The following is a 19,494-nucleotide window of genomic DNA, read 5'->3' as shown; positions in this document are numbered from 1 at the left end:
CCGTTAAGGTATGTAGTGCCGCTTTACTGGCCGAATAGGCTGATAAACCAGGAAATTTCACGCTGCCTTGAAAACCACCCATACTGCCGATGTTTACGATATGGCTTCCACTTTTCAACAGTGGCAAAGTGTTTTGTATCATTCGGAAATGGGATATTACGTTGCTTTGCAGCATTTCACCCAGATCCATCTCAGTGGTTTCTAAAAAGGGTTTGTTAACTAGCGAACCAGCATTGTTTATCAAGATATCAATATGACCTAATCTTTCTTTTAAAAATGGAAGTAAGGCGGCATAATCATCATTAACAATGTCGAATTCAACGGGTAATAGCGTGCAATCGGGGTTGATACCTTTGGCAATTTCTAAAAGTTTTCGCAGTTTATCTGCGGTACGTGCAATGGCAACAATTTTATTTTCTTTGTGTAAACTAAACTCTAATGCAGTTTCAAAACCAATTCCACTGCTTGCCCCGGTAATTATAACATTCATTTTTTATCTTCTAAATCTGCAGCAAATCTAATCATTCACAATCAATTGGCTTACCGGATTTTTAATCACATGAAGTCCATCGTTAATTAATTTATGATGATCAGCTTCTCTGTTGGCTTTGAGTTCCAGGTAAATTTGAACTTCTTTTTCCAGCTGATGGTATATTTTTTTATGATAAACAATTTCTAAAATTTCCAGAGCGCATAGCCAATCATATCTGAAGTTATTTTTTAATTGGTTGAAAATTTCTGGCAATTGATCTAAATGTTCACCGCTGTCCCTTATTTGGCGAACTGATTTGTATAATTGGTGAAGTTTAACTGTTTTCTCGTCGTATGTAATGGCATGCGTTTTTTCCTGGCTAATCAAAGTAATTTCCTCAAAGGCATCTTTGTCGGCTGCACCATTAAACACTGAAACAATTTTTTCGCCAACGGCCATATCATAATTTCCCCATTCTGGTTTAAATAGAATATTGCCATTGCTTTCTGTCACTGTACAATCTCTGAAAACAATTAAAATTACCTTTTCATTTACCCTTATAACATCCGCTACGTTACCTTCTACAGTTATTCCGCTTTCAAAAACCAGTTTTGTATGATTATCGGCGAAGCAACCCAAAGCGATCATTTCCGCTGCAGTATAATCTTCTAAAGGCTTCATGGCATCTTTTAATTTCCCAACGGGAGATGAAAAACCATCCTGATGGTAATTTTTGCCGTGGCCTTCTAATTGTTTGCCATTAACAGCCAATGCAGACGGACCAGTTGTTTTAATAAAGGTTAAGTCGTCATTGGCAGCAATACCAATATCGGTAAACACACCGCTAACCTGTAATCCAGAACTATAAACAGCGGTTGCTACGTTTTTACAGGCAATGGCTTTCATTACGCTTTCGGCACCACCAACCCTAAATGCCATGGTATTGGCAAATTGTTCCAAAACATCAATTAAATTTTGGAAAGTTTCGGTAACAAAAAGTTGTGGCTGTGGCTGCGTAATGTCGTAAGCATAATTAATAGTATCGATGTTATACCAAAGCTTTTCAACCTCTGGTTGCATACAAGTAGCACTTTCTCCAATTGATGACAGCAAACCTGCGCCATAAATTTTTGGGTTTTCTAAGCTGCCAATTAAACCATATTCTACTGTCCACCAGTGTAAGCGGCCCAGTAACGCCATTTCAGAAGGCTCGCCCATATTTTCGTTAATGTAACGAAGCTCTTTTTCTGCCCTGGCGATTTGCACATCATCCGCATCAGCAGCTTCCTTTAAAATAGAAAGTCTTCTGATGGCTTCATAAAGTTCAAAATCCTTCGCCGAAAACATCGCCTTTGCTCCAATAGAGCCAAAGTAACTGAGATAATTGTTATAATCGGTATCTGCAATGATGGGCGCATGGCCGGCACTTTCATGGATAATATCAGGAGCAGGGGTATATTCGATATGATTGATTTGTCTGATGTCGGCTGCAATCACCAAAACTCTGTAAGCTTGATATTCCATAAACGCTGCCGGAGGAATAAAACCATCAACAGTTACAGCACCCCAGCCAATTTTGCCTAAATTATCGTTCATGGTTTGCAAATCAGGAATGTATTCAATACTTAAACCAGCTCGTTGCAAACCCTTAATATATGGGTAATAGGCAACATTTTTTAAATAACTATAGTTTTGCCGCATGACGTAACGCCAAACCGCTTGATCTATTGGGGTATATTTTTCGTAGTTCTGGGCTACAATAAATTGTTTTAAATGCCGGGGTAGTTTTGCTACTTGCGCATTGTTAAAGTCATTAAAATGGCTCATAGTTTATGAAAATAAGTTGGTCGGAAGCTAAGATATGGTGTTGCTTTTACGTTAGCAAATTAGCTACCGCCTAAATTAACAGCCTAACGTAATAAAGGTTTGATGCAATAATTTCCAGTTTTAAACCAAACCGTAAGATTATTGATCAGGAAAGCTAAGCCTGTATTCCATTTTTAGCTTAAGCCGGGCTGTTCGCTAAATTCCCGATGAAAAATCGGGAGATACCGCTGCCATCCCGTTTATACACCCCGGCTGTTGCAAATTAATAAAGAAGGCTGTCCGCCAGCAGTTGAAAACTTAAATCTGATTACAAAACGGGCCAATTAAACCCGACCTAGTGAAAAGCCCGTAATTCCGATTTTTCATCGGGAGCGGACTTGTAACGGGGGCGGGGCGGCAAAAACCTACAGGCAGTTCACCTGCTTTCCAAAAAAAATTAATGCTTTTTATCAGCTTTCTTTTCGCCAATTTTTTTTACGCTGAAAGTGAAATAGTGTTGGTATAAATAGCTGAAACCTGCAATGGCTACAGATACCACTACACGTGAAATGGTCGGATAAATCCCTAACATCTCTACAAAAAATTTCAGTAGCACATAATTTAGCAGCATATTAATAAACTGTAAATTCAGAAAGCGAAACAATTGAGTTCTAGATTTTACTTCACTATGTGTGAAAATGACATATTTGTTCAATAAGAAGCTGTATGGGATTACAATGGCGAACTCAACGACTAAAGCCATAGTGTTTCTTTTCAGCGTCATAGCCATAAATTTAACCTCCTCTGTTAAAAATAGATAGTTATATGCTAGCCAGAAAACAAAAAGACCGAGTACGAAGGTGCTTCCGCCTGTAGCCAAATACCTAAAGTTATGTAAGGAAATAAATTTTTTAAAAGGAGGATAAAAAAAATCTATAAAAGCTAAAATCGCCTTGCGCATCATTGAATAATTTCGCCAAAAATATAAAGATTTGCTGCAATAGTTAAATATATTCCGAAATCATCAAATGCTACCGCTGGTTATTGGTATAGTAAATGGGCTGTGATACAAAATCAATTACAGCACACCAGGTGTAAGTTGGATGCCTTTGAATGCCGACACCAACGGTATTAAATTTGTTTTTCTGATCGAGAATGTTCAACCGATGCCCCAGAGATGGCACTCCACAGTCTAAAAGTAAATGGCAAACAATATCAATGCTATTAGAATAACCAAAGTCGATATTTTCACTCATGTTTTTGTTGGGGAAATATCTGGCCAAGCGTTTCGCAAACTTAGTTCCATCACTGCTTTCATGTGTATCAATATTGTTTTTATTTAAATCCTGCGCATGGTTTTTACTCAATAAGGTTAATTTTTCATCAGGATAGTACAAGGGCAAGTTTTTTACAGCTTGTAAATGTTTTAGCAATGAAACATAATAGGTGTTATTTCTGGCGATTTTAAGCTGATGATAATTGCGGTACTTTTTAACCTTCGCATTGTAATTATTAATATAATCTTCCAGGAACGTGTAGTAAAATTTTTCACCGTCAATACGGATCAAATTCATATACATTACGATGTTTTTTTCTTCGTTGCTTAAGTAGGGAACATTGGCTGCCGTGTTTGCGCTTCGAAATTCGGCGTCGGTCCAGGTTTGTGCCGATAGACCAGCGCTCAGCATAATTAAAAATAAAAAAGGTAGTACCAGTTTGGTCATCAGGGTAATTTCATCAATAACGATTGCAAAACGTATTTATTTTCAAGAGTGAAACTTAATGTAAGAGGATAGAAGTAAGTAATTAGTTACAGCCTGCAAGGCTCGGACAATTGAAATATTACTAATTTTAAAATATGAAAAAACTGGGCATATTCACTTTGCTTTTAACTGTGGCAACCGCTTTAAAAGCACAGGTTGATACCACTGCAATTTATGAAATTGCAAATGCTGTAACAAAGGAATTTGCTCCCGATAAACGATCGGTTTATTTCGGTTTTCACTTTAAGGGCGATACCGTTTTTGTAGAAAGCAGCTCGGAAAAAGCTTTGGAAGTTTTCAATGCAAAAACCAAAACGCATACCGGAATGGTCAAAGTGAGTAAAAGTCTTCCTTCACAGTTACTGAACGGAATGGAATACGGATTAGCCAATCTATCAGTTTGTAACAATAGGGCAGCGCCTCAAAATGCTGCAGAGATGATGACACAAATGACTTTGGGAACACCTGTTGAAGTACTTAAAAAACAAGGTGGTTACTATTTAGTGCGAACACCAGATGGTTATCTATCTTATACTGATGGTGCTGCGGTAAGTTTAATAAACAGAGAAACACTGGAAAAGTGGAAGAAGGCCAAACGAATAATTTACCTGGCAGACTACGGCCATGCCTATAGTAAAGCAGAGGAAACATCAATGCGTGTTTCTGACTTGGTAAAAGGAAATATTTTAGAAGTAAGTGCAGAAGATAAAAAGTTTTACAAAGTGATATTTCCGGATCGAAGAATTGGCTTTGTGAAGAAAACCGACGCTACCTTATTTGCTGATTGGAGGAAACAAGTGAATCCTAATGCCGAGTCCGTATTGGCAACGGCCAAAACATTAATGGGTGTGCCTTACTTGTGGGGTGGAACATCAATAAAAGGCGTGGATTGCAGTGGATTTACAAAAACGAGCTACTTTTTAAACGGAATTGTAATACCCAGAGATGCTTCGCAGCAAGCCTTAATTGGCGAAAATATTGATGTTCTTGAAAATGATTCGACGAGCCTGGAGAAATGTTTAAAAAATTTGAAAGCCGGAGATTTACTTTTCTTTTCGGCGGCCAAACTTAGAGGAATAGCAAATGGCAAAGTTACACATACGGCAATTTACATGGGCGCTGGAACTTTTATCCAATCTGCAGGTATGGTCCGCATCAACAGTCTGGATCCTAAAGCATCAAATTTCGACGAGCGGGAATTTAAAACCCTGGTGAGCGCACGAAGAATTCTCAATCAAATTGGCCAGCCTGAAATCACCAGAGTTGATCAACATGATTGGTATGGAAAATAACTGGCAGAAAACCAAAAAAGGCATCAGTGTTATTAATGTGATGCCTTTTTAAGTATTCCTATTTTACAAAAACATGCCACCTGAAATTTCAATGCGTTGAGCGTTGATCCATCTTGCTTCTTCCGTACATAAAAACGCAACCACTCCGCCAATATCATCTGGTAAGCCAACGCGGCCCAAAGCAGTTTGCGAAGCAATCCCGGCATTCATTTGTTCGTTATCACGCACTACGCCTCCGCCAAAATCAGTTTCAATAGCACCTGGCGCAACAATGTTAGATCTAATTCCTCTTGCGCCTAACTCTTTTGCCTGATATTTGGTTAGGGTTTCCATTGCACCTTTCATGGATGCATAAGCTGCATATCCTGGTAAGCTAAATCTGGCTAAACCGGTAGAAACGTTAATGATTGCGCCGCCATCGTTTAAATAAGAAAGTGCTTTCTGCGTTAAGAAGAATGGGCCTTTGAATTGGATATTTACCAGTGTATCGAATTGTTCTTCGCTGGTTTCAGCAAAAGAAGCATGAATACCTATTCCCGCATTGTTAACTAAAAAATCGAATTGATCTGCATTGAAGACAGATTTTAAGATAGATTTAACCTCTGTAAAGAAAGCATCAAATGATGCAGATTCTCCAACATTTAGTTGCACTGCAGCTGCATTTACGCCCAACTGTTTAATTTCTGCAACAGTTTCTTCCGCTTCTTCCTTTTTTGAATGGTAAGTTACAATTACGTCAACTCCCTTTTCAGCAATTTTCAATGCTGCATTTTTGCCTAAACCACGGCTTCCGCCGGTTACCAAAGCAATTTTATTTTGTGTTCCCATTTTTCTTTTTATTTGTTAAACAAAATTAAAAGTAAATGAACTAAAAAAATGGTGATACGTTAAGGAAAAATGGTGAGCATTTAAGTTTTATATGGTGACAATTTCCTTTTTTTCGGCTAATGACTTAAAATAATCTTCACGAAACTGTTTAGGAGTTTGCCCTGAGAAGTGTTTAAAAAACTTAGTAAAGTTTGATGGATCGTAAGTAAGCGTTCTTGCAATTTCAGCTATCGGCATGCTTACATTTTTTAGCATCGATTTTGAAATTTCCATTAAACGCTCTTCAAAGAAAAAACATGGCGAATGGCCTGTAGCAGATTTAATTGTATTGCTAAAATGGGTCGGATGAACATGCAATATTTCAGCAAAATCCCTCACCTCGAACATTTCTGTTGCCCGGCCGGAAACAATGTCATCAAGATGCTTATCTAGTTCTATCAAATAATCGGCAGCGATTTCGTGTTGGCGGGCAAAGAATTTCTGTGGAATAGGCATGGTTCGCGATTTTAAGATATAACAAATATAGTATTGCAGCAGTTGAATAGGAAATTTGGTGTATGGCGTACTTAATTTATGACCAAGGGATTATGTTTTGTAGGCATTCTACAGCTTGAAAATATGCAATGACTCAACGAAACGCTCACGCTGGTACCAGTCGTTGTATACCAGTTCAATTTGATCTACGGTAAAAGTACCAAAATCGAAATCTCTGTACTGTTCAATTAAACTTATTAATCTTGCCGGATTTCGTAATTTATCCCTAAACCTCATGATAGTAGCATGTGCCGTTTGAATGGTATAACGTTTATCAATGCTTTGTTGAAGCGTGGAGTTTTTAAATGCCGCTCGTAAATCATCCCGAATCTGATTTAACGTTTCGGTTAAAAATCCTTGAAGCAAAATACAGGATGTTGACGCAGTTAAGCCTTTAAACTGAATGTTGAATCCCCTGTATTTATCCAAGGCCATTGCGATCTTTCGAATATAGGCTTCAGTATTGATTTCTTTCAGTTCAAAACCTGCGTAACATGAAATGATAGACATTACCGTGATGTGAATATCTGAATCTTGATAATAATATTGATCCGGCTCTATTGCTTTTACTTCAGTTAAAAACCTTTGAATATTCATTTTAGTATTTTGATCTGGCCTAATCACTAAACTAATTCCAAAACGCTGGTCTTTCTCGTCATCAATTAAATGATCGATTTCATAATTCCCAGCGGTGATTTTAGCTGCAGATTCAGTATAAAGTTTATCGTAATGTTCGGTTAAATTCATTTTTTTTCACAAAAAAAGTCGCAGACTTTTAACCTGCGACTAAATATTAAAGATGCTGAATTCTAGTCAGCATAACGAAATTTTATGCCAATAGATTTTTCCAGCTTACCGCATTGCCTACAATGGTTCCCAAATCTGCAATGGCAATACGTTCCTGTTCCATGCTATCGCGATGGCGAATGGTAACCGTATTATCCTCTAAGCTTTGGTGATCTACCGTGATACAGAAAGGCGTACCAATTGCATCCTGACGGCGATAACGTTTACCAATTGCATCTTTTTCTTCATAAATACAGTTGAAATCGAATTTCAATGCATCCATAATCTCACGGGCTTTTTCCGGTAAACCATCTTTTTTAGTTAAAGGGAAAACCGCAACTTTATAAGGTGCTAAAGCAGGGTGCAAACGCAATAAAGTACGGCTGTCTTGTTTGTCCTCAGTACTTAAATCCTGCTCCTCGAACGCATTAATCATCGTTAATAAAAACATACGGTCTAAACCGATTGAAGTTTCGATCACGTAAGGCACATAGTTTCCGTAAGGTTTGCCTTCTTCATTTAAATCGTTATCGAAATACTGCATTTTCTTGCCAGAATATTGCTGGTGCTGTGTTAAGTCGAAATCGGTTCTACTGTGAATACCTTCCACTTCTTTAAATCCGAACGGGAATTCAAATTCAATATCCGTTGCGGCATTGGCGTAATGCGCTAGCTTAACGTGGTCATGGTAGCGGTATTTTTCAGGAGCAGTGCCTAAAGCTTTGTGCCATTTTAAGCGGGCTTCTTTCCAGTATTCAAACCATTTTTTGTCTTCACCCGGGCGAACAAAAAATTGCATTTCCATTTGCTCAAATTCACGCATACGCATAATGAATTGACGGGCAATGACTTCATTTCTGAAAGCTTTACCAATTTGCGCAATACCGAAAGGAATTTTCATCCTTCCCGATTTTTGAACGTTCAAAAAGTTTACGAAAATACCTTGTGCCGTTTCCGGACGAAGATAAACTTCATCGCTTCCCTCTGCCATTGCACCAAATTGTGTGCTGAACATCAGGTTAAACTGGCGAACATCCGTCCAGTTTGATGTTTTAGAAATCGGGCATATTACCTTGTAATCAACAATTAAATCTTTCAGCTGTGTTAAGTTTCCAGATTTAAGTGCCAGATTCATTTCAACCTCAAGTGTTAAACCTTTTTTCACAAATCTCCAGCTTGCTTCATCAACAAAAGGATATTTAGCATTGTCTAAAATTCCTTCCTCATCCTTGAAACTTGGTACCCAAGCCGCTTGTCCTTCATCACTTAAACCTAAAATTTCTTGTTGAAATTCTTCGAATTTAGCTTTGTTATCAGCAGAAAAGTTAGCGAGTTCAGAATATAATTCATCAATTTTATTTTCCAATAGCTGGTCGGCACGGTAACGTTTTTTCGAATCCTTATTATCAATCATCGGGTCGTTAAAACCATCAACGTGTCCGCTGGCTTTCCATACTTTCGGGTGCATAAAAATTGCAGAGTCAATACCCACAATATTTTCATGCATTTGCACCATGGCTTTCCACCAGTACGTTTTAATGTTATTTTTCAACTCGGCACCCAACTGGCCGTAATCGTAAACGGCACTTAAGCCATCATATATTTCGCTGCTTTGGAACACGAAACCGTATTCTTTAGCGTGTGATATTACATTTTTAAATTGTTCGTCGTTATTCTTTTGAGCCATAATAGGGGCAAAGATAATAAAAAGGCGGAGGGTTTAAAGGTATAAGCCTGAAGGTTTTTGAGCTGGAATGATCAGCCGATTTGCAAAGTCTCCATAAGAAGATTTAGGGGTAAAGCAATTACAGTGAAAATTGGTTTGTTCAGCCCCGCTTTCCGCTTTACTACGTTACACTTCGTGCTCGCTGCAATCGGGTTTAGGTGGCGAAAGTGGTAGTTCTATTTACGCTTAAACCGCAAAACGCTAAGAATTTCCTTTTACAGCTTACATCTTCCATTTTTTCCTATTTTTGAAACATGAAATTCCATCACTTACTTTTCCTGGCTTTTATAGCTGTTTTTGCTTCATGTAAACAAGAGGGTAAAGTTCACCATTATATCAAATTCGATAAAACCAACGATTTATATAACTTCTTAAAATGGTCACCCGATCATCGTTTTCCGCTAATTAGTGCTCACCGTGGCGGACCAATGCCTGGTTTTCCAGAAAACTGTATCGAAACATTTGAAAATGCCACCACCTATAACCCAATGGTGATTGAATTTGATATCGCGTATAGCAAAGATTCAGTCATGGTAATCATGCACGATGATCAATTAGACCGAACTTCAACAGGAAAAGGAAACATTGGTAACTACACTTACGAGGAATTAAAAGCTTTTAACCTAAAAGACGATGATGGCCAGGAAACCAATTTTAAAATTCCAACTTTGGATAGTGTTTTAAGCTGGAGTAAAGGCAAAGTACTACTTACGATAGATTTAAAGAGAGGTGTTTCCTACGCAAAAGTGATTGAAAAAGTTCGACAGTATCATGTAGAAAGCAACTCAATTATTATTACTTACACTGCAAACCAGGCCAAAGAAGTGCATCAGCTGGCACCTGAATTGATGATTTCTGCATCAGTGCAAAAGAAATCAGAACTGAAGCGCTTAAATAGTTTAGGTATTCCGAACAATAGGATTGTTGCTTTTGTTGGCGTTTCTGCTCCCGATAAAGAACTTTATCAATATCTGCATGATAAAGGTATTACAACGATACTGGGAACCATGGGCAATATTGATAAAAGTTCAATAGCCAATCCTGTAAAAAACGTATATTATCATTTGGTAAATAATGGCGCCGATATTTTGTCATCAGATAATATTGCTCAGGCCGCAGAGCAATTGGATAAGTTTAGGTATAACAAAAAGTTGAGTTCGCCTCACGTGAATTAAAAATCTTAAATCGTCAATGACGAACTGTTAAATAACCTCGTATTCTTTACGATTAATATTAAACAAGATGAGTATTTCGGTCAAAAATCTTTCCAAGCATTATGATAAGCAAAAAGCTGTCGACGCGATTAGTTTTGAAGCTAAACCTGGCCGTATTTTAGGATTTCTGGGGCCGAATGGTGCAGGGAAATCTACAACAATGCGTATGCTTACAGGTTATCTCGAGCCTACATCTGGTAGTGCCGAAATTTCAAATCATAATCTTTTAACGCAAGCCATTGAAGCGAAGAAAAACGTCGGCTATTTGCCTGAAAATACGCCGCTTTATACAGATATGTATGTAAAAGAATTTCTCAACTTTGTTGGCCAAACCTACGAACTGAAAAACTTGGCTAATCGCGTTGATGAAGTAATCAAACAGGTTGGTTTAGGCCCTGAACAGCATAAGAAAATCGGCATGTTATCAAAAGGTTACCGTCAACGGGTTGGGCTGGCACAGGCCATTATTCATAATCCTGAAGTTTTAATTTTGGATGAGCCTACTTCAGGTTTAGATCCAAACCAACTGGTAGACATCAGGGCTTTGATTAAAGAACTAGGTAAAAATAAAACGGTGGTAATTTCCACCCACATCATGCAAGAGGTTGAAGCGATATGCGATGATATTATCATCATCAATAAAGGTAAAATTGTGGCAAATGACACGTTAGATGGAATTAAAAAAGCTAACAATCAAGAATCGTTGGAAGATATTTTTAGAAAACTCACTGCGTAATACTCATGTTTAAGCTCCGATTCATTTTACTTTTACTCTTATTTTTTATTGCAAAAAATTTAAAAGCTCAAAATTCAACCAGTATAAGTATTGGTGCCGAATTTGGACTTCCAGCAGGGAATTTTGTTAGCCTGTCAGGCATTGGTTTAGGCGCTTCTATCAAAGCAGATTTTCCAATATCTTCAGAATTTGCTTTAACAGCTAATGGTGGCATCATGAACTTTTTTGGTAAACGAAACCAATTAATCAACGTCAAAGATTTGGTTTATATCCCATTAAAAGCTGGCTTGAAATATCAATTGGGTAAACATTTTTATGCTGAAGCACAACTGGGTGCAGGTTTGCCTGCCAACAGTGGCCAAAAAACTATTTTTGTATGGTCTCCCGGTATTGGCAACCAATTCAAAATGGCAGGAAAAAACAAGCTTGATTTAGGTATTCGTTATGAAGGTTGGACAGGGAAAAATGAAACCAGAATAATCGGGATCAACAATACAAGTACTAAAGGTTTCGTGGGAATTCGATTGGCTTACGTGTTTGGGCTATAAGCGAAATCTAAATCTCCTTAGAATCTTTTTGCTTCAACAAACATTAATCTTATATCCTAACCACTCAAAGTTTACAAGTTTTTGTATCTTTCAGCATCTAAATAAACGATATGAAAAAAATATTGACTACAACACTTTTGTGCGCCATTGGCATGTTTTCCTTTGCTCAAACTAAAATTGGTATTAAGGCTGGGGTAACCTTGCCAACAATGTCATCTCATAGCACTGCTGAAATTTTTGATGGCCCCCCAGAATATAACTTTAAATCAAATACTTCATTCTATATAGGCGGAACAATTGATTTTCCTATCTCTAAAAGTTTTGCTATACAACCTGGATTAACCTTAACCGGAAAAGGTGGAAAAACCGAAATTTTTGAATCAAATTTTGAGCCTAACAATCTCTTTACGTTTCAGGGTACGTATAAATTATCTACCATGTATCTTGAGGTTCCTGTTAATGCCGTGTTTAATTTTGACTTAGGTACAGGGAAAATATTCTTTGGCGCTGGTCCTTATTATGCAATCGCGATAAGTGGTGAAGCAAAAAGAACTGGGATGGCAATATCAGGTTCCATAACTACAATTTCATCAAAACAAGATTTAGAATTTGGAAGCAATAAAGATTATAAAAGAGGCGATTTTGGGTTAAATTTTTTAGCCGGTTATCAACTGAAGAGTGGATTTAACATTCATACAGGTTACGGTTTGGGGTTAACCAGTATTGATACCGACGGCTTTGATGAAACATCATTAAAAAACCGCTTGTTTTCGGTAGGTTTAGGTTTTTCTTTTTAAGAAATAGCTACAATTTAGTCTTTGCTCACCACGTTGTACATTTAAATTTGCCCAAATATTTAGTTATCTTCGGCATTTAAATTTCTATGTACGCAGTATTTAAACGCGAGTTATTCAGTTTCTTAAGTTCGATGGTTGCCTATATCACCATCGGCGTTTTTCTGTTGGTTTCGGGTCTTTTACTTTGGTTTTTTCCCGATACCTCTTTACTGGATTACGGATATGCAGATTTAGCTGGTTTTTTTAGTCTGGTTCCTTATTTGTTTATGTTTCTCATTCCAGCCATCACGATGCGCTCTTTTGCCGAAGAGAGGAGAGAAGGTACATATGAGCTACTCATTACCAGGCCCATTACGGTTTGGCAAATCGTTATCGCAAAATATTTATCTAGTTTGTTACTGGTGTTATTTTCGTTAATTCCTACCATCATTTATTATTATTCCATTTCAAAACTTGGTTTTCCGGAGGGCAATATTGATACCGGAGCAGTAATAGGTTCGTACATTGGTTTATTCTTGCTGGGCGCTGCGTTTACATCAATTGGATTGTTTGCATCCGCTCTGACCAAAAATCAAGTGATTGCTTTTGTAATTTGTGCCGCTTTATGCGCCTTTGCTTTTTTAGGTTTTGACTATTCCAGTCAACTCATTTCACTGCAAAATATAGAAGGTTTAATTTCTGGTCTGGGCATCAATCAACATTATAATTCCATTAGCAGAGGTGTTTTAGATACAAGAGATTTGATTTATTTCATCACTTTTTCGGTCTTATTTTTATTATTTACCAAGCTGGTAATTGGAGGGAAGCGATAATGGCAAAAAATAAATGGTTTAGTTTTATCGTGGTCATTATCGCTTTGCTTATTTTAAACACTGCTAGTCATTACTTTTTCCATCGATTTGATTTTACTGCTGATAAGCGTTTCACCTTAAGCGAGAAAACGAAAGCATTATTAAGCAATAACCAAAAGCCAGTAACCATAACGGTATTTTTAGATGGACAATTGCCGCCGGCTTTGAAGCGGTTGCAAGTAGGGGTGAAAGATTTATTGGCCGATTATAAGGCCTATGCTAATGCCGAAATCAAACTTAACTACGTTGATCCGCTGGCTGGACTAACTGCTGCTGAGCAGGATACAGTGATATACAACATGGCTCAGGATGGGATTGAAGCTACACGTACAGCATTAAAAACGGAAAGTGGTACAACCGAGAAAATCATCGTGCCTGCTGCGGTGATCGAGGCCGATGGGAAGCAAATGCCGGTTAAACTGCTCCAAAATTTTAATGTGGCTGGCGGCTATGAAGAAAATATCAATAGATCCATTGAAAATTTAGAATACATATTTACATCAAGTTTAAAAAAGGTTTTAAATGGTTATAATCCTCGTATTGGCTTTACAGAATCGAATGGTGAACTGACGGATTTGCAGCTGGAAGATGCAAGAGTAACTTTGGCAAATAACTACATTGTTGGTCGGGTTGATTTGAATACGATTACCAAAGAAGGCTTGGATAAATTAAATATGATGATTATCGCCAAGCCTAAAAAGCCATTTTCAGAAACTGAAAAATATAAAATCAATTATTTTGTAATGAACGGCGGTCGTGTGCTTTGGAGCATCGATCAAAATAATGCAGCACTCGAAAACCTGCGAACGCAAAACGGGCAGCTTGCCACCGCAATGGATTTGAATCTGGACGACATGTTATTTATGTATGGCGCCAGAGTGAATTATAATATCATTGCCGATCCGGCAAACAATGCAGAAATTCCGGTTTCTACAGGTGCTGTAGGTGCACAAAGCCAGATGCAACTCTATCCCTGGATTTACTATCCGATTTTACTTCCCGATACAGCGCAAACTGTAGTTAAAAAAATAGATGGCATAAAATCTGAATTTCCCAGCACTGTTGATACCATTGGAGTGAAAGGGGTAAGCAAATCCTACATTTTGGCTACATCACCATATAATAAGGTATATAACCTACCAAAGCCTTTTAGCTTACAAATGGTTGCAGCGCAGTTAGATCCGAGAGAATTTCAAAGTACACCACAAAATGTAGGTTTAATTTTGGAGGGAAGTTTCCCATCAGTATTTGCAGGCAGACCGTTGCCTCAAGGCATAAGCCAGCCTTTTACAACAGTATTGAGCAGCAAACCAGCAAAAATGATTGTGATTGGGGATGGTGATATTTTTAAAAACCAGGTTTCTGAAAAAGATGGCTCCGCGTTTCCTTTGGGTTTTGATCGTTTTTCGCAACGAACCTTTGGCAATAAAGCATTGCTACTAAATATTGTTGATTATTTTACGGATGATGATAATCTGATTAGCTTAAGAAATAAAGAAGTTAAGATTAGATTGCTGGATAAAGCCAGAATTAAACTGGAAAAAGGTAAATGGCAATTTATAAATGTGGCGGCGCCCTTGCTATTGTTAATATTCTTTGCAATTTTTCAACATTATTACCGCAAATACAAGTACGCTAAATAATTTTTATATTTTTGAAGAAGACTAATTGATATCATGAGATTTATTGTATCCACATCAACTTTATTAAAACATTTACAAACTGTGAATGGTGCCTCAAGCAGCAGTACAGTTTTACCTATACTTGAAAATTTTCTTTTTGAAATTAAAGACGGAAACTTAACGATCTCTGCTACCGATTTACAAACCAGTATGACTACTGCTTTGGCTGTAGAATCAAAAGAAGAAGGTAAAGTTGCCGTTCCATCTAAAATTTTATTAGATACGCTTAAGACTTTGCCCGATCAGCCGATTGCTTTCAATATTGATGATGCAACTTTTGCCATCGAAATTAGTGCCGGCGACGGAAAATATAAATTGAGTGGTGAAAATGGTGATGATTTCCCTAAAATTCCTGTTGTTGAAAATGCTTCTTCGGTAAATTTACCAGCTTCAGTTTTAACAGAAGCCATTACCAAAACGATTTTTGCAGTAAGTAATGATGAGTTACGTCCGGCAATGACTGGTGTTTTTTGCCAGCTTTCACAACAACACATTACTTTTGTTGCCACTGATGCGCACAAACTGGTTCGTTACCGCAGAATGGATAGCAAAGCTGATAAAGCAACATCATTCATTTTACCTAAAAAGCCTTAACATTATTAAAGGCAGCTTTGCCTTCTACAGATATTAACGTTTCTGTAGATTACAACGCAACAAGTGCTTTCTTTAAGTTTGAAAATATTAATTTGGTGTGTCGTTTAATAGACGAACGCTATCCTGATTACGAAGCAGTAATTCCTCAGAATAATCCAAATAAATTGGTTATCGACAGAGGTTTGTTTTTAAATACACTACGCCGCGTAGTTATTTTTGCCAATAAAACAACACACCAGGTAAGGTTAAAAATTAACGGGAGTGAGCTAAATATTTCTTCTGAAGATTTGGATTTCGCTAATGAAGCACATGAGCGTTTGAGTTGCCAGTATGACGGGGAAGACCTTGAAATTGGTTTTAATGCTCGTTTTTTAATAGAAATGCTTAGTAATTTAAGCGGCGATGAAGTAACATTAGAATTGTCTACACCAAATAGAGCAGGATTATTGATCCCTCAAACCAATGATGAGAACGAAGATGTATTAATGTTAGTTATGCCGGTAATGCTTAATAACAGCTACTAGTCTACTAATTTTTTAGTTGGAATATAATAAATGGCTTGGTTTTTGACCAAGCCATTTTTGTTTACCGACCAAATACATGTTTATGAATATCTTTACCAACCGCTCTATTCTTCTTTTCTTTGCCATATTTTTCATTAGTTTAAGTTCCTGTAAAAAACACGACCCTGATGTTGTAGTAAATGGTGAAGCAAAAGTTAAAATGATCAACGCTGCACAAACAGAGGCCGATCAAGATGTATTTGTTGATGGCGGAAAACGTTCTACTGCAGCATTAGCTTTTGGTCAAACAACAGATTATTTAAAAGTCGCATCTGGCAGCAGGACCATCCGGTTTATGGGTTCTGCTAATCTGGAAACAGAATCTGCACTTAATTTTACACCCTCACTCACTTATTCTACATTTCTAGTAAACGATAGAAACGGCGCCAGAGAAATTGTAAGTTATGAAGATAATTTAAGCAATACTGAAAGTGGAAAGGCAAAAATTAAACTTATTAATTTAACACCATATTTTACCACAGGCATTAACGTGAGTGTACAGGCAGGTACCCAATTTGTTAATGGTTTGCTCTTTAAGGAAGCTTCTAGTTACTTTTCAGTAGATGCTGATCTGAATTTGAGATATAACGTTGTTGGTTCTGGAAACATCAAAACCATTGATAATGCAAACTTTGTTGCAGGTAAAATTTATACCATCTGGTTTAGCGGCGCAACGGCGGCTACCCTTGAAGCGCATATTATAACTGATAATTAAATGCATCTGTTTATATGCTTTCTCTTATCTTTACGTTTTATTAGAACAGTATAATCTTTATGAAAAAGCGTAATTTTTTGAACCCCACACTACCTTTTATCCTTTTTGCAATTGTACTATTTAGTTCATGTATTAAAAACGATAATTTTATAGTTGGAGATTCGAAAGTTAGGATTTTTAATACAATAGTTTCGGATACAAGCCAGAATTTTTTCTTTAATAAAGCTTTGTTTAATAGCGTCTCTGGCATATCAGCCTTAGCTTCAAGCACGAATTCAGCTTACTTTGTAATTGAAGCAGACAAAGAATATGAAATTGATGCAAGAAATAGTATTACTGGCGTTTCTAATAGCTCAATAAAAAATGTCTTTAGCTTGGGTAAAAACTATTCCATTTATTATACACAAACAAACAACTTATCCACTACCAAACCTAAGATGATTATCTACGAGGATCTCGTACGACAAGATACTTCTAAGGCTCAAATTATGCTTATTAATTTAGGTCATACCTTAAAATCTAAAGTAAATATTGCAAGTAAAGATAGTTTGTATTCAACTTCTTTAGGATATGGAGAAAAAACAGATTATATTTCAATTAAAACTTTGAAACCAGCATCAACTTTATTTTTTAATTTAGTAGATTCTACCGGGGTCAGGGATTCAATATCTTATACAAACTTCATCAAAGGAAAGGTTTATACCATTATTATCGAAGGCGCAAAAAATGGTAAATTGAAAGAACGTTTAGTACCAAACAATTAAATTTCCATACACTTCTTATTTATCACTTCGATATTCATACTTTTGTCCAAAATATAAATTAACTACCCTTGGAATTTTTCGACTTACTTATACAATTACTCACTAATACAAAAGAAACGTTAGAAGTAATTATGCAGGAATATAAAACCTGGACATACCTCATTCTATTTCTTATCATTTTTGCAGAAACTGGTTTTGTAGTGACGCCTTTTCTACCCGGCGATTCAATGTTATTTGCTGTTGGTGCCTTAGTAGCAGGTGATGGAACAGGCTTAAATATCTGGTTCATGCTGTTCATCTTGATTGCTGCAGCTATTTTAGGCAATTCAGTGAATTATCAGTTAGGTAAATATTTTGGAATTAAAGTTTTTAAAGAAAATAATAAGATTTTAAAGCTCAAATACTATCATCAATCACACGAATATTTTGAAAAGCATGGTGCCAAAGCCATCATTTTCAGTCGCTTTTTGCCAATCATCAGAACCATTGCACCTTTCGTAGCTGGAGCAGCGAGAATGTCGTTCGGGAAATTTACCTACTATAATGTCATTGGTGGTATTGCCTGGATCAGCAGTTTGTTGTTTGCTGGTTATTTATTAGGTAAAATTCCTTTTGTAGAAAAAAACTTTGAAATATTAGTTTTGATTATCGCGGTAGGTACCTTTGTTCCGGTAATTTACGGTGCATTGAAATCCATTTTCTCAAAGAAAAAGGTTGAGGAAATTATTGAAGAGGAAATTAAGCAAGACTAGAGTTTAACAGTTTTTAAGCGCCGCACTATACAGTTAATTTACTGTTATTGTGCGGCTTTTTAATGTAGGCTAATTTAGAAAGACTTATCTAATGGGCTAAAGTTCTCTCCCGATTACAACACCGTTTTTATACTTCTTCTCTATATCTTCCTGAATCTTTTTTTCTTCGGCTGCTATATCCACTTTGATTAGGTTCTTAAGTTCTGGCTGGCCCGCATCAACCCAGGCAGAATACCAAAATGAGCCAATCTCCAATATCGCCGAACGCATTTGCCGTTCTACCATTTGATTCATTTGGTCGTGGTAAACTTTCGAATATTCTAAAGAATATTGTTTTAACACAGTATTGTTTCTTTCCGAAAAGCTGAATTTCTTATCTGTTGGGAATGATGCAGCGAGGTTAGCTTCTAAAGTCAAAACGGTATCAACCAAACTGTGGGTATGCTTTAGTATTTTCCAGGCTTCTTTTAGTGGATTTTCGATATAAATTGCTTTGCCAACAACAAAATTGTAACGGGAAGAGAAAAGTTCTGGTAGTCTGCTTTCCCAGAAAGCATGTATGCCAATCTGATTGGTAAGTTGCCCATTATGGTTAGCCGTGGTATGCAACGGAACATGTGCATCGCCAATATAGTGACCTAAATCGGCTGAATACTTTAGAATTTTAATTGAATCGCGGTTGGTAAATGCCTTAACTAAGCTAAAGTACGTACGCTGAATTTGCCAGGGAACAATGCCGTTTGCATTTAAATGCTTTTGTCCGTATTTGGCTAAAGCATCATTCCATTTCTCAGGAATGCTATCAATACTTTTCTCATAATTCTCTACATCGAGATAATGCCTTGGAGCTTCTAAAGTATCGGCATATCTGCGTTTATCAGGATCAACTGCATGTTCTGTGATGTATTTGATATTCTTTTTGTAGAAACCAATCATACCGGTTGGCAACGTAAAAACAGCTAAATTGTTGATTCTTTGATGCGCAAAGAAACCCCAGGAGGTACAGATGATGAGAGGGATGATTAACGCTATAGTAATCGTTAATCGTTTCATGTTTTATATTGGCTTATT

Annotated in this window: 19 protein-coding genes and 1 pseudogene; 11 read left to right on the top strand and 9 right to left on the bottom strand. The window is 37.0% G+C overall.

What is annotated here, in order from left to right; all coding sequences use genetic code 11:
- The 4 genes from ON09_RS08400 to ON09_RS08385 all read right to left on the bottom strand — a co-directional run.
- Nucleotides 1-490 (bottom strand): SDR family oxidoreductase (locus tag ON09_RS08400; protein WP_010600617.1); only part of this gene is annotated, 490 nt, incomplete at its 3' end.
- Between the two features lie 27 nt (nucleotides 491-517).
- A complete protein-coding gene (locus tag ON09_RS08395; RefSeq protein WP_010600616.1) occupies nucleotides 518-2,299 on the bottom strand; it encodes an aromatic amino acid hydroxylase in 1,782 nt (593 codons plus the stop codon).
- 436 nt (nucleotides 2,300-2,735) lie between these two features.
- Nucleotides 2,736-3,239, bottom strand: a complete 504-nt coding sequence (locus ON09_RS08390) for a GtrA family protein (protein WP_029204213.1) — start codon at nucleotides 3,237-3,239, stop codon at nucleotides 2,736-2,738.
- A 70-nt stretch (nucleotides 3,240-3,309) separates the two neighbouring features.
- The gene (locus ON09_RS08385) at nucleotides 3,310-4,002 is read right to left on the bottom strand and encodes a CAP domain-containing protein (protein ID WP_010600614.1); all 693 of its coding nucleotides are present in this window, start codon (nucleotides 4,000-4,002) and stop codon (nucleotides 3,310-3,312) included.
- A gap of 134 nt (nucleotides 4,003-4,136) precedes the next feature.
- Between ON09_RS08385 and ON09_RS08380 the strand changes: the two genes are divergently transcribed.
- Nucleotides 4,137-5,333 carry a C40 family peptidase gene (locus ON09_RS08380; protein WP_010600613.1) on the top strand — a complete coding sequence of 399 codons (1,197 nt, stop codon included), beginning with the start codon at nucleotides 4,137-4,139 and terminating at the stop codon, nucleotides 5,331-5,333.
- A 63-nt stretch (nucleotides 5,334-5,396) separates the two neighbouring features.
- On the opposite strand, the gene ON09_RS08375 is transcribed toward ON09_RS08380, so the two are convergent.
- The 4 genes from ON09_RS08375 to ON09_RS08360 form a co-directional block, all read right to left on the bottom strand.
- Nucleotides 5,397-6,161 carry an SDR family oxidoreductase gene (locus tag ON09_RS08375; RefSeq protein WP_010600612.1) on the bottom strand — a complete coding sequence of 255 codons (765 nt, stop codon included), beginning with the start codon at nucleotides 6,159-6,161 and terminating at the stop codon, nucleotides 5,397-5,399.
- A gap of 87 nt (nucleotides 6,162-6,248) precedes the next feature.
- The gene (locus ON09_RS08370) at nucleotides 6,249-6,656 is read right to left on the bottom strand and encodes a helix-turn-helix domain-containing protein (RefSeq protein ID WP_010600611.1); all 408 of its coding nucleotides are present in this window, start codon (nucleotides 6,654-6,656) and stop codon (nucleotides 6,249-6,251) included.
- Nucleotides 6,657-6,764: 108 nt separating this feature from the next.
- Nucleotides 6,765-7,442 carry a 2'-5' RNA ligase family protein gene (locus ON09_RS08365; protein ID WP_010600610.1) on the bottom strand — a complete coding sequence of 226 codons (678 nt, stop codon included), beginning with the start codon at nucleotides 7,440-7,442 and terminating at the stop codon, nucleotides 6,765-6,767.
- A gap of 82 nt (nucleotides 7,443-7,524) precedes the next feature.
- Nucleotides 7,525-9,168 (bottom strand): glycine--tRNA ligase, encoded by a 1,644-nt coding sequence (locus ON09_RS08360; RefSeq protein ID WP_010600609.1) that lies wholly within the window; start codon nucleotides 9,166-9,168, stop codon nucleotides 7,525-7,527.
- Between the two features lie 293 nt (nucleotides 9,169-9,461).
- On the opposite strand from ON09_RS08360, the gene ON09_RS08355 reads away from it, so the two are divergent.
- The 10 genes and pseudogenes from ON09_RS08355 to ON09_RS08310 all read left to right on the top strand — a co-directional run bounded on the left by ON09_RS08355 (nucleotide 9,462) and on the right by ON09_RS08310 (nucleotide 18,423).
- Entirely contained in the window at nucleotides 9,462-10,382 is a 921-nt protein-coding gene (locus tag ON09_RS08355; protein WP_010600608.1) for a glycerophosphodiester phosphodiesterase family protein, read from the top strand.
- A 67-nt stretch (nucleotides 10,383-10,449) separates the two neighbouring features.
- On the top strand, nucleotides 10,450-11,157 hold the full coding sequence (locus tag ON09_RS08350; RefSeq protein WP_010600607.1) for an ATP-binding cassette domain-containing protein: 708 nt from the start codon (nucleotides 10,450-10,452) through the stop codon (nucleotides 11,155-11,157).
- 5 nt (nucleotides 11,158-11,162) lie between these two features.
- Nucleotides 11,163-11,705 (top strand): hypothetical protein, encoded by a 543-nt coding sequence (locus ON09_RS08345; protein WP_010600606.1) that lies wholly within the window; start codon nucleotides 11,163-11,165, stop codon nucleotides 11,703-11,705.
- A 110-nt stretch (nucleotides 11,706-11,815) separates the two neighbouring features.
- On the top strand, nucleotides 11,816-12,502 hold the full coding sequence (locus tag ON09_RS08340) for a porin family protein (RefSeq protein WP_010600605.1): 687 nt from the start codon (nucleotides 11,816-11,818) through the stop codon (nucleotides 12,500-12,502).
- Nucleotides 12,503-12,588: 86 nt separating this feature from the next.
- Complete coding sequence (gene gldF, locus ON09_RS08335) at nucleotides 12,589-13,314, top strand: gliding motility-associated ABC transporter permease subunit GldF (RefSeq protein WP_010600604.1); 726 nt, start codon at nucleotides 12,589-12,591, stop codon at nucleotides 13,312-13,314.
- Complete coding sequence (gene gldG / locus ON09_RS08330; protein ID WP_010600603.1) at nucleotides 13,314-14,996, top strand: gliding motility-associated ABC transporter substrate-binding protein GldG; 1,683 nt, start codon at nucleotides 13,314-13,316, stop codon at nucleotides 14,994-14,996. The genes gldF and gldG overlap by 1 nt, the downstream gene beginning before the upstream one ends.
- A 33-nt stretch (nucleotides 14,997-15,029) precedes the next feature.
- Nucleotides 15,030-16,153 (top strand): annotated as a pseudogene (gene dnaN / locus ON09_RS08325) (DNA polymerase III subunit beta).
- A gap of 82 nt (nucleotides 16,154-16,235) precedes the next feature.
- Entirely contained in the window at nucleotides 16,236-16,907 is a 672-nt protein-coding gene (locus ON09_RS08320; RefSeq protein ID WP_029204212.1) for a DUF4397 domain-containing protein, read from the top strand.
- A gap of 59 nt (nucleotides 16,908-16,966) precedes the next feature.
- Entirely contained in the window at nucleotides 16,967-17,671 is a 705-nt protein-coding gene (locus ON09_RS08315) for a hypothetical protein (protein WP_010600601.1), read from the top strand.
- Nucleotides 17,672-17,739: 68 nt separating this feature from the next.
- The gene (locus ON09_RS08310; protein WP_029204211.1) at nucleotides 17,740-18,423 is read left to right on the top strand and encodes a VTT domain-containing protein; all 684 of its coding nucleotides are present in this window, start codon (nucleotides 17,740-17,742) and stop codon (nucleotides 18,421-18,423) included.
- 96 nt (nucleotides 18,424-18,519) lie between these two features.
- On the opposite strand, the gene ON09_RS08305 is transcribed toward ON09_RS08310, so the two are convergent.
- Nucleotides 18,520-19,476: a zinc dependent phospholipase C family protein gene (locus ON09_RS08305; RefSeq protein ID WP_010600599.1), complete on the bottom strand. Its 957-nt coding sequence runs from the start codon at nucleotides 19,474-19,476 to the stop codon at nucleotides 18,520-18,522.
- Nucleotides 19,477-19,494 lie beyond the last annotated feature (18 nt).

The sequence above is a fragment of the Pedobacter agri PB92 genome (assembly GCF_000258495.1).
GTDB classification, from domain to species: Bacteria; Bacteroidota; Bacteroidia; order Sphingobacteriales; family Sphingobacteriaceae; genus Pedobacter; species Pedobacter agri.
The sequence above is the reverse complement of the archived record's forward strand: the minus strand, read 5'-3'. Positions and strand labels throughout refer to the sequence as shown.

Coding starts and splice junctions, on each gene's coding strand:
- ON09_RS08375 (WP_010600612.1), bottom strand. CDS start 6,161: ATGGGAACACAAAATAAAATTGCTTTGGTAACCGGCGGAAGCCGTGGT.
- ON09_RS08385 (WP_010600614.1), bottom strand. CDS start 4,002: ATGACCAAACTGGTACTACCTTTTTTATTTTTAATTATGCTGAGCGCT.
- ON09_RS08380 (WP_010600613.1), top strand. CDS start 4,137: ATGAAAAAACTGGGCATATTCACTTTGCTTTTAACTGTGGCAACCGCT.
- ON09_RS08390 (WP_029204213.1), bottom strand. CDS start 3,239: ATGCGCAAGGCGATTTTAGCTTTTATAGATTTTTTTTATCCTCCTTTT.
- ON09_RS08340 (WP_010600605.1), top strand. CDS start 11,816: ATGAAAAAAATATTGACTACAACACTTTTGTGCGCCATTGGCATGTTT.
- ON09_RS08320 (WP_029204212.1), top strand. CDS start 16,236: ATGAATATCTTTACCAACCGCTCTATTCTTCTTTTCTTTGCCATATTT.
- ON09_RS08360 (WP_010600609.1), bottom strand. CDS start 9,168: ATGGCTCAAAAGAATAACGACGAACAATTTAAAAATGTAATATCACAC.
- ON09_RS08355 (WP_010600608.1), top strand. CDS start 9,462: ATGAAATTCCATCACTTACTTTTCCTGGCTTTTATAGCTGTTTTTGCT.
- gldF (WP_010600604.1), top strand. CDS start 12,589: ATGTACGCAGTATTTAAACGCGAGTTATTCAGTTTCTTAAGTTCGATG.
- ON09_RS08370 (WP_010600611.1), bottom strand. CDS start 6,656: ATGCCTATTCCACAGAAATTCTTTGCCCGCCAACACGAAATCGCTGCC.
- ON09_RS08350 (WP_010600607.1), top strand. CDS start 10,450: ATGAGTATTTCGGTCAAAAATCTTTCCAAGCATTATGATAAGCAAAAA.
- ON09_RS08315 (WP_010600601.1), top strand. CDS start 16,967: ATGAAAAAGCGTAATTTTTTGAACCCCACACTACCTTTTATCCTTTTT.
- ON09_RS08345 (WP_010600606.1), top strand. CDS start 11,163: ATGTTTAAGCTCCGATTCATTTTACTTTTACTCTTATTTTTTATTGCA.
- ON09_RS08365 (WP_010600610.1), bottom strand. CDS start 7,442: ATGAATTTAACCGAACATTACGATAAACTTTATACTGAATCTGCAGCT.
- ON09_RS08395 (WP_010600616.1), bottom strand. CDS start 2,299: ATGAGCCATTTTAATGACTTTAACAATGCGCAAGTAGCAAAACTACCC.
- gldG (WP_010600603.1), top strand. CDS start 13,314: ATGGCAAAAAATAAATGGTTTAGTTTTATCGTGGTCATTATCGCTTTG.
- ON09_RS08305 (WP_010600599.1), bottom strand. CDS start 19,476: ATGAAACGATTAACGATTACTATAGCGTTAATCATCCCTCTCATCATC.